Origin of the sequence: Paenarthrobacter sp. TA1.8, from assembly GCF_048595705.1 — a bacterium.
GTDB lineage: Bacteria > Actinomycetota > Actinomycetes > Actinomycetales > Micrococcaceae > Arthrobacter > Arthrobacter nitroguajacolicus.
This window is the reverse complement of sequence record NZ_CP184287.1, coordinates 2447596-2460683: the sequence shown is the minus strand read 5'-3', so window position 1 is coordinate 2460683 and position 13088 is coordinate 2447596. Positions and strand designations below refer to the sequence as shown.

Sequence of the window (13088 nt, the reverse complement as noted above, 5' to 3'; positions counted from 1 at the left end):
ATGTCGAAGTTCAAGTGTTGGTGGAGCGCGTTCACTGCTGCTGCTCCGTTTGGCGGTCCCGCCAGTTGCTTTCAACCGGCCACACGGATACTTGCTCGCGGACCGTCACGGATTGGCGTGGAATTACTTCGGCCGGCAGTTGCGGGGAATCGGCCAAAACCCAGGTGTCCTTGGAACCGCCGCCTTGGCTGGAGTTCACTATCAACGACCCTTCCTTGAGCGCCACCCGGGTGAGGCCTCCGGGCAGGACCCAGACGTCGTCGCCGTCGTTGACTGCGAAAGGACGCAGGTCCACGTGGCGGGGGCCAAACTTGTCTCCGGAGAGTGTCGGCACCGTGGAGAGCTGCAGGACCGGCTGTGCGATCCATCCGCGGGGATCGGCGATGACCCGTTTGCGCAGGGCGTCGAGTTCGTCCTTCGTGGCGTCCGGCCCGATGACCAATCCCTTACCTCCCGACCCGTCCACGGGCTTGACCACCAGCTCGTCGAGGCGGTCCAGAACATGCTCCCGGGCTTCCTTTTCCTCAAGCCGGAAAGTGTCGACGTTGGCGATGATCGGCTCTTCGTGGAGGTAGTACCGGATGAGGTCAGGCACGTAGCTGTACACGAGCTTGTCGTCGGCTACGCCGTTGCCCACAGCGTTGGCGATGGTCACTCCCCCGGCACGGGCGGCGTTAACCAATCCCGGGCAGCCGAGCATGGAGTCCGAACGGAACTGCAGTGGATCCAGGAAGTCGTCATCGATGCGTTTGTAGATGACATCCACGCGCTGTTCACCCGCTGTGGTTCGCATGTACACGCGGTTGCCACGGCAGATGAGGTCCCGGCCTTCCACCAACTCCACGCCCATGAGCCCTGCAAGGAGTGTGTGCTCAAAGTAAGCGCTGTTGAAGACGCCCGGGGTCAGGACAACAACGGTGGGATCGTCCACGCCTGAGGGAGCGGTCTTGCGCAGTGCAGAGAGGAGCCGGCGGGGGTACTCCTCCACCGGCCGGATGTGCTGCTGGCCGAATGCCTCAGGCAAACCCTTGGCCATGGCCCGGCGGTTCTCCAAAACGTAGCTGACACCAGAAGGTACGCGGACGTTGTCCTCCAGCACGCGGAAGGTTCCAGCTGCATCCCGGACGACGTCAATGCCCGAAACATGGACACGAACACCACCTGAGGGCTCGAAGCCGTGGACCGCGCGGTGGAAATGTGCACTGGTGGTCACAAGCTGCCGCGGAATCACGCCATCGGTGACTACGGCCATCCGCCCATAGACATCGTTCAGGAATGCTTCAAGGGCTTTGACGCGCTGGGCAACGCCGCGTTCCAGTACATCCCACTCGTCGGCGGGAATGACGCGCGGGACAATGTCCAGGGGAAATGGCCGCTCCTCCCCCGCGTAGTCGAACGTCACGCCGCGGTCCAGGAAGGTTCGGGCCATGGAATCCGCCCGGGCGGTGACATCCGCCAGGGAAAGCTCGCGGAGAGCCCCGGAAACCTGACCATAGGATCTTCTGGCAACGTGGCCCTGGGCAAACATCTCGTCATAGGCACCGCTGCGCGCGGCGGCCTCGGAGTAATCCTGAAATAGGTCAGACATGGGATTCAGGTAATCACCTTTTTGAGTCGAGCGCATTTCGCGCTGGTTGTGTGGCCGTTTCCGGGCACTCCCGGTTCGCCTTCCGTGCCCCCATCCGGCAGGGTTGAGGCATGCCCTTCAACAGTCTTGCGCCCCAGTTGTCCCGGCTGGGGCCCGGGTTGCTCCTGAGCATCGTCGCAACGGGTCTTGCCTTCGCCATCCACACTGTCTTTCCGGTGGTTCCGGCCATGACACTTGCTGTTGCCTTGGGCCTGCTTTCAGCCAATATACCGGGCACGGCCGTGTTGACCGCGGGGCGCGCCCGGCCAGGCCTGGACTTCGCTGGAAAGCACCTCATGCGTGCCGGCATCGTGCTTTTGGGCCTCAAGGTCAGCATCGGCGACGTCCTTGGCCTGGGTTGGTTATCCCTGCTGCTGATCGCAGGTGTTGTCCTGGTGAGCTTCGCGGGAACTTATGGGCTGGCGCGTCTGTTGCGCCTCCCCGGAGAAGCCGCCCTCCTTATCGCCACGGGCTTTTCCATCTGCGGAGCCTCCGCGATTGGCGCAATGGCAGCTGTGCGCCGTATCAAGCATCAAGACACCGTGCTCCCCGTAGCGCTGGTGACACTGTGCGGAACCCTTGCCATTGGTGTACTCCCACTTCTCATGCACCCGTTGAACCTTAATCCCGAACAGTTCGGGGCCTGGACCGGCGCATCAGTGCATGACGTCGGCCAGGTGGTGGCCACGGCACAAACCGCAGGTACATCGGCGCTGGCGATCGCCGTCGTCGTGAAATTGACCCGGGTGGTTCTGCTGGCGCCTGTTGCAGCAGCAGCCGGGGTGCACCAGCGAATTCTCCAAGTGAGGGAACGCAGCAACGGTACGCGCGGGGCCGCCAACGGCGTTGACGGGCGGTTCCCGCCGATTGTCCCGCTGTTCGTCATCGGCTTCCTGTCCATGGTGGCCCTCCGATCCTTGGGTTGGGCGCCGGCGGCGGGACTGGAGATCGCTGCGGCTGTTCAGGACATCCTCTTGGCGACGGCGCTGTTCGGGCTTGGTTCGGCGGTGCGGGTCCGCACCCTGATTCACACGGGAGGGCGAGCAATTCTGGTGGCCTTGGGGTCCTGGCTCCTCATCGCATCGTTGGGCCTGGGGGCCGCGTGGATCATGATTAGATAGCTGTGTGTCGAATCACAATCTGTCGCGCGATGAAGCCGCTACCCGTTCAGCCCTGATCACCACCCACAGCTACGACGTCACCCTCGATGTCCGCGACGCAGCAGATCCTGCCGTCGCCGGATACGCGAGCACCAGTACCATCACCTTCTCAGCGGACTCCGGCTCCGCCACTTTCCTGGATTTCATCAGCGGCGGCGTCGATTCCGTGGTGTTGAACGGCCGGTCGCTCGACGTTGGATCAGTGGTGGACCGCGACAGGATCATCCTGGAAGGTCTCGAAGCCGAAAACACGGTGACTGTGACCGGGACGGCGCTCTACAGCCGCTCCGGGGAAGGCATGCACCGCTTTGTGGATCCCGCCGATGGTGAATGCTATCTCTACACGCAATATGAACCGGCGGACAGCCGCCGCGTCTTCGCCAATTTCGAACAGCCCGACCTCAAAGCTGAATTTACGTTCCACGTGATCGCCCCCGCTGCCTGGGAAGTCGCCTCCAACGGAGTGGAAGAGGCCCGCACACCTGTACCGGGCGATCCCCGTGCCGCGCAATGGGATTTCGCCACCACTAAGCGAATGTCCACTTACATCACTACTGTGCTCGCCGGCCCTTACTTCAAGGCCGAAGATCACTGGAGAGCAAAGCTCGACGACGGCACCCGCCTTGACGTCCCGCTGGCACTTTTCTGCCGGGCCTCCTTGGCAGGCTCATTCGACGCCGACGAGTTGTTCCGACTGACCAAGAGTGGACTGGCATTCTTCAACGAGCTCTTCGCCTATCCCTACCCCTGGGGCAAGTATGATCAGGCGTTTGTACCTGAATACAACCTCGGGGCCATGGAGAATCCCGGGCTGGTGACGTTCACGGAGAAGTACGTCTACGCTTCCCGCGCTACGGATGCCCAGTATCAAGCCCGAGCCAATACGCTGATGCACGAGATGGCCCACATGTGGTTCGGCGACCTCGTGACCATGAACTGGTGGGATGATCTCTGGCTCAAGGAGTCATTCGCGGACTACATGGGAACCCTGGGTGTAGACCGGGCTACGGATTGGGACACTGCATGGGTGAATTTCGCCAGCAAGCGCAAAGCCTGGGCTTATGTGCAGGACCAACTGCCTACAACGCACCCGATCGTCGCGGACATCCCTGACCTCGAGGCCGCCAAGCAGAACTTTGACGGCATCACCTATGCCAAGGGCGCCTCTGTTTTGAAACAGTTGGTCGCCTATGTTGGTTTTGATGCTTTCATTGCGGGGTCCCGTCAGTATTTTCGGGATCACGAATTTGCCAATACATCCCTCCAGGACCTCCTCCAGGCGCTCAGCGTTGCCTCGGGCAGGGACCTCGCCCACTGGGCACGCCAATGGTTGCAGACATCGGGCATCTCCACTGTTGCCGCCGAGATCGTGGAAGACGATGGGGTCCTCGGTGCCGTCACCCTCCAACAAGAGGCCATCGATCCCCTGACCGGCCATCAGGAACTCCGTCCGCACCGCATGCGGTTGGGCTTGTATGACACCGACTCCACCGGTGCCTTGGTGAGGACTGAAAGCATCGACGTGGACGTTGCCGGCCCAAGCACGCTGGTGACTGCTTTGAACGGAAAGCGCCAGCCAGCGCTGCTGCTGGTCAATGATGACGATCTGAGCTACGTCAAAGTGCGGCTGGACTCCGGGTCCGAACACACAGTGCGGACGTCCCTGGATAAGATTTCGGATCCCATGGCCCGCGCCCTCTGCTGGACCGCGCTCTGGGATTCGGCCCGGGACGGAGTTACCCCAGCGGCCCGCTACGTGTCCGCCGTCGAGCAGTTCGCGACTTCCGAAACGGGCATAGGTGTCCTGCTGAACGTGTTGGGCAATGCTGCCAGCGCCATCGAGCGTTATGTAGCCTCGGAGACTCGCGAAGCCGTGCGTAAAGAGTTCCTGGCGGTGGCCGCTGAGCAGTTGATGGCTGCTGCTCCCGGCTCAGACTCCCAGCTCGCATGGGCCCGGACCTTGGCCGACGTCTCCAGGCATGGTGATAGCCAGCTGACCCTCGTTCGGGGACTCCTGGAGGGCAGCACCGTGGTGGAGGGCCTTGCCGTGGACGCCGAACTACGATGGAGCCTCTGGCAGGCGCTGGCGGCCCACGGGCAAGCGACCCTGGCCGAGCTGGACCACGAGCTTGAGGCTGATAAGACAGCATCGGGCAGGGAGGGGCATGCCCTTGCCTCAGCAGCCCGACCGGACGCATCAGTCAAGGCAGCTGCCTGGGATTCCGCGGTCAACAGCACAGGCCTTTCCAACGAGATCCTCAGTGCCACGATCGCCGGCTTTGTTACGGCTCCCGGAGACCTGCTGGAACGCTACGTCGAGCCCTACTTCGAGTGCCTTGAGCGTGTTTGGTCCGAACGCAGTATTGAAATCGCGGGCCGGATTGTCCGTGGCCTCTTCCCCGGAGCCCAGGACCTGCCAGAAGGCGTGCGGCCTGCTGATCACCCGGTAGTGGTGCGTGCCGACCATTGGCTTCGTGACCACGATGGAGCTCCCCGCGCCCTGCGCCGCATCGTCGTCGAGCAACGGAGCCATGTGTTGCGGGCGTTGACGGCGCAAGCGGCCGGCTGACCGCGAAGGACTTAGGGAACCCGGTTCAACCATTCCCCGGTGCCGAACTTCGCGTCCACGCGCCGCCTTGCTTCGGCGAGTTCGTTGTCCGTAAGCCGGGTTTCCACAGCTCCGTAACGTTCTGTGAAGACGTCCTGCATGGCCTGGAGGATTGCCGAGCGCGCAAGGCCTGTCTGGCGCCGCAACGGGTCCACGCGCTTCTTGGCACTCCGGGTTCCCTTGTCAGAGAGTTTCTCCTTGCCGATGCGCAGGACCTCTACCATCTTGTCCGCGTCAATGTCGTAGCTCATGGTGACGTGATGGAGCATGCCGCCACTTGCGAGCCGCTTTTGTGCTGCACCACCGATCTTGCCCTGATCGGTGGCAATGTCATTGAGGGGCACGTAGAAGGCGGTAATGCCCAGCTTCTCGAGCGCGGCCATGACCCAGGCATCCAGGAATGCGTATGAGTCAGCGAAGCTGATTCCATCCACCAGCGTCTGCGGGAGGTAGAGCGAATAGGTGATGCAGTTGCCTGCTTCCATGAACATGGCGCCGCCACCACTGATGCGGCGCACCACCGTGATGCCGTGCTTGGAGACGCCGTCCGGGTCCACCTCGTTTCGTACCGACTGGAAACTGCCAATGACAACGGACGGCTCTTCCCAATCCCAGAACCGCAAGGTGGGATTGCGCCGCCCTGCTCCCACTGCCTCCGTGAGGACCTCATCCAACGCCACGTTCACCTGCGTGGGCAGTACCGAAGGTGGAATGACTTCCCATTGGTGGTCCGCCCAGCCCGTCGCCTTGGAGAGCGCACGGCGGACGGTTACAGCCACCGCCTCTGCGGAGAACCCGAACAGTACGGCTTCCGGGGGCAATCCGGCATTGACGGCTGCGGCGATGTCTGCCGCTGTTGAATTCTCCTGGAGGCCGGTGAGTGCCCGATTGATGTCCTCAAGGGCTTCGTCGGGCTCCAGGAAAAAGTCGCCGCTCAGGGATACGTTGGAAAACCGGCCATTGGCCACTTCCAGGTCCACCACCACAAGTTTGCCGCCGGGGACTTTATATTCGCCGTGAAGTCGCGCGTCGTCGTCTTGGGTGTGCGGTTCCTGAGCCGGGTGGGTAGTCATGGTGTCCATCTTGCCGGAAAACACAAAGGCCCGCATTGCCGGAAATCCAGCAATACGGGCCTCGAAAAGCCTTGGGGTGAAGTGGGTTACTTCTTGCCGCCGAAGCCCTTGAAGCGAGCGTTGAAGCGCTCGACGCGGCCAGCGGAGTCCATGATGCGCTGCTTGCCCGTGTAGAACGGGTGGGACTCCGAAGAGATTTCGACGTCGATAACCGGGTAGGTGTTTCCGTCTTCCCACTCGATGGTCTTCGAGGAAGACACGGTGGACTTGGTCAGGAACTGCGTACCGGAAGCCAGGTCGTTGAAAACAACAGCTTCGTACTTCGGGTGGATATCAGACTTCATAATGGGACCTTTTGTTCGCGCAACTGGATTTTGCCAGCTACCAGGTATGAATGGAGGTGGACCTTTGCTGCAATGCGAACATTCCAGCGGCCGGGCCAACAACCAATCATAGCCGAAACGGCCATCCCGTACGAACTCCGCTCAATCGCGTGGGCGGAGTTCCCAAAACGCCACTGCCGAGGCCGCTGCGACGTTGAGTGAATCGACGCCTGCACGCATGGGAATCTTGACGGCGAGATCGACGGCGGTCAACGTCTCCAGACTCATGCCTGCCCCTTCGGTTCCAAGAACCAGAGCCAGTTTGGGGATGTTCCGTGCCGCGAGATCGTCCAGGTCCAAGGCATCATCGGTCAGCTCCATGGCCGCCACTGTGAAGCCCTGTTCCTTCAGTTGCGCCAGGTCGCCCGGCCAGCTCTCCAGGCGCGCCCATGGAACCTGGAACACCGTGCCCATGCTGACGCGGACACTGCGCCTGTACAGCGGGTCCCCGCACCGTGGCGACACGAGGACCGCGTCCACTCCAAGTGCAGCGGCCGAGCGGAAGATGGCACCCACGTTGGTATGGTCCACGATGTCCTCCAGGACGGCGATCCGCTGCGCGTTTGCCAAGAGGTCCGACAACGGGACGGGAGCCGGCCGGTGCATTGCAGCCATGGCTCCGCGGTGCAGGTGGAACCCCGTGATTTCTTCCAGCAAGGAGGCCTTGCCAATGAAGACCGGAACATCAGGATGAGCCCGGAAGACGTCGTCGAGGTCCTCCAGCCACTTCTCAGCAAGGAAGAAGGAACGTGGCTGGTGGCCTGCAGCGAGTGCCCTGCGGAGGACCTTGGAGGATTCGGCGATGTACATGCCCTCCCGGGGCTCGCGCAGCTTCCTCAGGTGTACATCGGTGAGCGTGGTGTAGTCCGTGACGCGGGGATCGTTGGCGGACTCAAGATAATGGAATGTCACCGGGTGATTATTTCAGCAGGTTGGCGACCATGAAGCCCAAGGCCACGATACCGAGGGTGAAGATCACTGCCCGGAGGACCTTGGGAGAGAGCTTCCGGCCTACCTTGGAACCGACGAGTCCGCCAATGGTGGAGCTGACTGCGATGAGCAGGACAACCAGCCAGTTGATGCGGTCGAAGGCGAAGATCAGGTAGGAGATTGCCGCCACCATGTTGACGCCCAGTACCAGGATGTTCTTCATGGCATTGGCATTTTGCATGGTTCCGCTGAGGAATACCCCGAGGATGCCTACCAGGAGAATTCCCTGCGCAGCGACGAAGTAGCCGCCGTACACACCCGCCAAGTACACAAGGACCACCAGCAGGAATCCGTGGCTGCGGTCCCGGATGGCATGTTCCGGATTTTCTTCCCTGCTGCGGACCCATGCCTGCAGTTTGGGCTGGAACACCACCATGAGGAGGGCAAGGACCAGAAGGACGGGGGCTACGTAGTGGAAGACTTTCTCCGGCAGGTGCAGCAGCAGCCACGCGCCGGTGATTCCACCGAGCAAGGAGGCCGGCAGGAGTTTCATCAGCTGCCTGCCACGGCCTGCCAGTTCGCGTCGGTAGCCCCAGGCACCCGCGGCCGTGCCGGCCACGAGTCCCATCGCGTTGCTCATGGAAGCGACCACCGGTGTGACGCCAAGGGCTATGAGCACGGGGAAGGTTACCAGCGTGCCGGAACCGACTACCGCGTTGATGGTGCCGGCCCACAGGCCCGCGAAAAAGACCAGGATGCTGCTAAGGATCTCCATTGTTGACTACGCGACCGGGCTAGCGGCGGGCCGTGGCCGTGTAGCGGCCGGCGTTTTCCGAAACGTCCAGCGCCAGGCCGAAGGTTTTGCTGAGGTGTTCGTCCGTAAGGACTTCCTTGATGGGACCAGCAGCCACCACTCCGCCTTCGCGGAGCAGCATGGCGTGCGTGAATCCAGGCGGTACTTCCTCAAGGTGATGAGTGACAAGGACCATTGCCGGAGCGGCTTCGTCGCTGGCGAGCTTGCCGAGCTTGTGGACCAGTTCTTCACGCCCGCCGAGGTCAAGGCCTGCGGCAGGCTCGTCGAGCAGCAGCAGTTCAGGGTCGGTCATCAGCGCACGGGCAATTTGGACGCGCTTGCGCTCCCCCTCGGAAAGGGTGGCAAAGGTGCGGTTCAACAACGGACCCATCCCCCAGTCATTGAGCAAGCCGAAGGCGCGGCGTTCGTCGTCGCGTTCGTATCCCTCACGCCAACGGCCGGTAACGCCATAAGCTGCCGTGACCACGACGTTCAGGACGTTCTCGTGTTCTGGAATCTGGGTAGCGAGTGCTGCCGAAGAAAGGCCGATGCGGGGACGGAGTTCAAAAACATCAACGCGCCCCAAGGTTTCGTCCAGGATCCCGGCCTTGCCGCTGCTTGGGTGCATGCGGGCGGCAGCTATCTGGAGCAGGGTGGTCTTGCCCGCGCCGTTCGGTCCCAGGATGACCCAGCGTTCGCCTTCGTTGACTTCCCAGTCGACCTTGTCCAGCAGGGTCTTCTTGCCTCGGACAACGCTGACGGAAGCCAATTCCAGAACATCACTCATAGCAGTAGACACTAGGACAAAAGTAGGTGTGACTGATAACCGGGGTATCTCCTGGTTTACGAGGGGAAACGAATTCGGATGGATGTAGCGCCCTCAGTAGGATTGAGGCCATGACTTCGAACTTGGCTGCAGTCAGCTACGGCGTGAACTTGTCCCCCGAATCGCTGGAAAATGTGCTCAAAGTTCTGGCTGACGCCGGAGCCTCAGTGTCGTCGGAATCACAGGGCGGCGACGAGCGCTTCGGTGTGCACACGGCCGATCTTGTGGTGGACGCCGACGCGGAAGCGGGCCTTTTGACAGTGAGGCGGTTGGTGGCCGAAGCTGCCGAGGCAGGAGTGGACACAGCCATTGTTTCCGGGAGCCTGCGCCAAGCCCCCCGGAAGTTCCTGATCATGGATGTGGATTCAACCCTGATCCAGCAGGAGGTCATTGAGCTGCTGGCAGCGCACGCCGGCAAACGGGAGGAAGTCGCTGCCGTCACAGAGGCTGCCATGCGCGGTGAATTGGACTTCGCCCAGAGCTTGCACGCCCGCGTTGCCGTCCTCGCCGGACTTCCTGCCGCCGTCGTTGATGCTGTTCGCCAAGAGGTGCGCCTAAGCCTTGGTGCGGCAGAACTGGTGGCCGCATTCAAGGAGGCGGGGCATGTGGTGGCTGTTGTATCCGGAGGATTCAACCAGATTTTGGGGCCCATTGCTGAAGAGCTTGGCTTGGACTATTGGATTGCCAATGAGCTCGAGATCGTCGACGGCGTGTTGACCGGCAAGGTTCTCGGCTCAGTCATCGATCGGGCTGCAAAGGAGAAGTACTTGCGTGAGTGGGCGGCCGCGGAAGGCATCAGTCTTGAGCACACCATAGCGGTGGGCGACGGCGCCAACGACCTGGACATGCTGAGTGCGGCCGGCCTCGGCGTCGCCTTCAACGCCAAACCAGCAGTGCGCGCAGTGGCGGACGCTGTCATCACCATGCCGTACCTTGACGCAGTTCGGCATATCGCCAACGTCTGAAGGCTGGGAGTCGCTTGCGCGACGCCGTTTCGTGTGACCCTGACCCGGCACCGGTGGAGTTTCTCCACCGGTGCTTTAGTTTGCCCGGAAAGGCACGCTTGAAGGATAAGCGCGACAGTCGAGAAGAAGCATTCGGAGCGAAACAGCAAAACCAATTTCGTGACGCAGAAAACGTCACTATTTATCAAACTGTCATTCTGGCGCGTAATCAATAGCACTTTTCGGTTAATGCGTAAATCTTGTGCTTTGGTGCATAAGTTTTTGTGTAAAGTGAAGACTTCCATCAATATCTCCGCAAAGCAGGCGGCAGGCTGGAACGAGGAAAGTGCGGGGGCAGGAAGTGAACCGTTCGGAGCGCACGTGGAAGTGGTGGAAACGCGACTACGTATTCGAATTGAGTGAACCTGACGACAAAGTTCCGGACGAGCGTTTAACACCCCTCCACGAGATTTTGCAGGCGAATCACTACGACGTCAACGTCACCCGAACTACCAACTTCATGGGCACTGCCGATGACACAACAGAACAGGAACAACCCGATATGAGCACACTTGATGAATCCATAAAGCAACTGCTGGCTATCGAAGGAGCCACTGGCGCGGCCGTGGTGGACTATTCCAGTGGAATGGCCTTGGCCCAGGGTGGGAACCCGGGCTTCGACCTCGGCGTTGCTGCTGCGGGGAACTCAAATGTGGTGAGCGCCAAACTGCGCACTATGGCTGAGCTAAGCGTTGACGGCGACATTGAAGACATCCTCATCACGCTCGGGACCCAGTACCACCTGATCAACGTCCTGAATTCAAGCGGTTCCAGGGGCCTCTTCGTCTACCTCGTACTCGATCGCACGTACGCGAACCTGGCACTGGCCAGGCACAAGCTCAAAAACCTGGCCAAGGACATCACCATCTGATTTCCGGCGGAAGACGAAGGGGACGGTGGCGCATGCGGCACCGTCCCCTTTCGTTGTCTTACACTTCGGATCGTTCTTTCGCAGAAGGAAGAAACAGCGTCAATTTCTCACACGGCGTGCGTCGCCGCCACCGGATTCAAACTTCACACCCAGCATGTGGTGTACCAAAACATCCTCATTGGTGTTGGCATTGGCCTCGATAGTCACAAGTTCGCCGTCCCGCATCACGCCCACCCGGTGGCACCAGCCGATCAGTTCGGACAAGTCGGAAGACAAGAGGATAATGGCAACCCCTGTTTGGCTGAGCTCGCTCAGCATCTTGTAGACCGTCTCCTTGGCGCCAATGTCGATGCCACGGCTGGGATGGCTAAGGATCAGCACATCACAGTCCGAGCCGATCCATTTGGCGAGTTGAATCTTCTGCCTGTCCCCGCCGGAGAGGGTGGCGATGTTGCCGTGGATGTTCGTCGTGCTGATGCGCATACGTCGAATGACCTCAGTTACACCACGGAGCTGCGAAATCTCGTCCCGTAGATTCGCCTCGCCCGCCTCCGGGACAGGCTGAAGGCCGTCCACGATGCTGCCCGTCTCCTCACCACTCTCCGCGGCATCGGACAAGTAGCCGATTTTTAAGCGGGAGGCATCCTGGACTCCTCGGATCTGAACCGGTTGACCGTGCAAAAGGATGTGTCCCGAGGTGCTGGGGTGAACTCCCGCCAGCGCTTCGACCAACTCGTAGACACCTGACCGATGAGTTCCGACCAAGCCAAAAATCTCGCCTTTGGATACATTGAAGGTGACCTCCCGAACCTTGTCTCCCATGCTGAGGTTCACCACCCGCAGTGCCTCTTCACCCGCTGCCGGGTCAGTGGGCCTCGTGCCGTCTTCGAGTTCCTGCTGAAGCAACAGAAAGGCCAATTCGTCGACGTCGGTATGACTGGCTTCAAGTATTTTGTGCACCCGGCCTTCCCGGAGGACGGCTATACGGTCTGCAATGGATCGGACCTCATCCAGTCGATGCGTGATGTAGATGATTGCGCGTCCTTGCCGGACCAGCATTCGCAACACCTGATGCAGGACAGCGACATCGTGATCCGGCAGCGAAGCTGCAACCTCGTCCATGATGACCAACTGGGCTTCTTCGGCAACCATCCGCAGCACCTCCACAAGGGCCTGCTCAGCACGAATCAGCGTTCCGACCTTCATGTCGGGATCCAAGTTGATGCCGATGTCGCGTATTAACTTTCCTGCTTGATCCCGGAGTTCGTGATGAGGCTTATCTGCTTGGAAAGTACCCCGGAAAATGGCCCTTGCAATGGTTAGTTGGGGATCGATCCGGAAGTTCTGCGGGATGAGACCAACCCCGCAGGCCTGCGCTTCCTCTATGGAGTCGGGCACATACTTTTCTCCGGCCAGCGTCATCATTCCGGTGTCGTGCCTATGGGATCCGGCCAGTACGCCCATTAGTGTGGTTTTTCCCGCACCGTTGGTGCCGATCAACCCCAGTATCTCGCCACGTTGTACCGAAAGTCCGACGCCTTTAAGGATGCGCCGATGATCGTACGAGGCATGAATATCATCAGCATGCAGTAACAGGTCCAAAGAAAGCTCCTAAACAAAGGGACAACGGCCGCCCCTGTGAGTCAACCGCGAAGTTTCCACTTGATGTCTGAGTGCGTGAATTGGCATAGAGCCGCCAACCGGGTTCATGCGGCCTGCTTACAAACAAGGACGAGGGCGCCTTGGAGAGTCAATCAGATAAATTCGTTTATTGCAAAGCTAAAGTGGCGAAACAACAATTGCTATTTCGTGA

The 13088-nt window shown here is 60.6% G+C and carries 11 protein-coding genes; 4 read left to right on the top strand and 7 right to left on the bottom strand.

Annotation, left to right across the window (positions count from 1 at the left end):
- Positions 1-31: 31 nt before the first annotated feature.
- Positions 32-1588, bottom strand: a complete 1557-nt coding sequence (locus ACNAOT_RS11330) for a circularly permuted type 2 ATP-grasp protein (RefSeq protein WP_091470688.1) — start codon at positions 1586-1588, stop codon at positions 32-34.
- Positions 1589-1698: 110 nt separating this feature from the next.
- Here ACNAOT_RS11330 and ACNAOT_RS11325 point away from each other — a divergent pair, with 110 nt between their 5' ends.
- A complete protein-coding gene (locus tag ACNAOT_RS11325; RefSeq protein WP_420178102.1) occupies positions 1699-2748 on the top strand; it encodes a YeiH family protein in 1050 nt (349 codons plus the stop codon).
- Positions 2749-2752: 4 nt separating this feature from the next.
- Positions 2753-5356 (top strand): aminopeptidase N, encoded by a 2604-nt coding sequence (pepN, locus tag ACNAOT_RS11320; RefSeq protein WP_420178101.1) that lies wholly within the window; start codon positions 2753-2755, stop codon positions 5354-5356.
- Between the two features lie 11 nt (positions 5357-5367).
- Here the strand turns inward: pepN and ACNAOT_RS11315 are convergent, their stop codons facing one another.
- From ACNAOT_RS11315 to ACNAOT_RS11295, 5 genes are all read right to left on the bottom strand, one after another.
- On the bottom strand, positions 5368-6468 hold the full coding sequence (locus tag ACNAOT_RS11315; protein WP_420178100.1) for a lipoyl protein ligase domain-containing protein: 1101 nt from the start codon (positions 6466-6468) through the stop codon (positions 5368-5370).
- 86 nt (positions 6469-6554) lie between these two features.
- Positions 6555-6812, bottom strand: a complete 258-nt coding sequence (locus ACNAOT_RS11310; RefSeq protein WP_017200906.1) for a type B 50S ribosomal protein L31 — start codon at positions 6810-6812, stop codon at positions 6555-6557.
- A 141-nt stretch (positions 6813-6953) separates the two neighbouring features.
- The gene (locus ACNAOT_RS11305) at positions 6954-7763 is read right to left on the bottom strand and encodes a TrmH family RNA methyltransferase (RefSeq protein WP_420178099.1); all 810 of its coding nucleotides are present in this window, start codon (positions 7761-7763) and stop codon (positions 6954-6956) included.
- 7 nt (positions 7764-7770) lie between these two features.
- On the bottom strand, positions 7771-8556 hold the full coding sequence (locus ACNAOT_RS11300) for a sulfite exporter TauE/SafE family protein (protein WP_091470680.1): 786 nt from the start codon (positions 8554-8556) through the stop codon (positions 7771-7773).
- Between the two features lie 19 nt (positions 8557-8575).
- Positions 8576-9361, bottom strand: coding sequence for an ABC transporter ATP-binding protein (locus tag ACNAOT_RS11295; protein WP_091470679.1), 786 nt, complete (start codon positions 9359-9361; stop codon positions 8576-8578).
- A 110-nt stretch (positions 9362-9471) separates the two neighbouring features.
- Here ACNAOT_RS11295 and serB point away from each other — a divergent pair, with 110 nt between their 5' ends.
- A complete protein-coding gene (gene serB / locus ACNAOT_RS11290; protein WP_420181102.1) occupies positions 9472-10365 on the top strand; it encodes a phosphoserine phosphatase SerB in 894 nt (297 codons plus the stop codon).
- A 325-nt stretch (positions 10366-10690) separates the two neighbouring features.
- Complete coding sequence (locus ACNAOT_RS11285) at positions 10691-11275, top strand: hypothetical protein (RefSeq protein WP_420181101.1); 585 nt, start codon at positions 10691-10693, stop codon at positions 11273-11275.
- Between the two features lie 99 nt (positions 11276-11374).
- Here the strand turns inward: ACNAOT_RS11285 and ACNAOT_RS11280 are convergent, their stop codons facing one another.
- On the bottom strand, positions 11375-12877 hold the full coding sequence (locus ACNAOT_RS11280; RefSeq protein WP_420181100.1) for a sugar ABC transporter ATP-binding protein: 1503 nt from the start codon (positions 12875-12877) through the stop codon (positions 11375-11377).
- Positions 12878-13088: the final 211 nt, after the last annotated feature.

Coding starts and splice junctions, on each gene's coding strand:
- ACNAOT_RS11330 (WP_091470688.1), bottom strand. CDS start 1,588: ATGTCTGACCTATTTCAGGATTACTCCGAGGCCGCCGCGCGCAGCGGT.
- ACNAOT_RS11325 (WP_420178102.1), top strand. CDS start 1,699: ATGCCCTTCAACAGTCTTGCGCCCCAGTTGTCCCGGCTGGGGCCCGGG.
- ACNAOT_RS11315 (WP_420178100.1), bottom strand. CDS start 6,468: ATGACTACCCACCCGGCTCAGGAACCGCACACCCAAGACGACGACGCG.
- ACNAOT_RS11310 (WP_017200906.1), bottom strand. CDS start 6,812: ATGAAGTCTGATATCCACCCGAAGTACGAAGCTGTTGTTTTCAACGAC.
- ACNAOT_RS11300 (WP_091470680.1), bottom strand. CDS start 8,556: ATGGAGATCCTTAGCAGCATCCTGGTCTTTTTCGCGGGCCTGTGGGCC.
- ACNAOT_RS11295 (WP_091470679.1), bottom strand. CDS start 9,361: ATGAGTGATGTTCTGGAATTGGCTTCCGTCAGCGTTGTCCGAGGCAAG.
- serB (WP_420181102.1), top strand. CDS start 9,472: ATGACTTCGAACTTGGCTGCAGTCAGCTACGGCGTGAACTTGTCCCCC.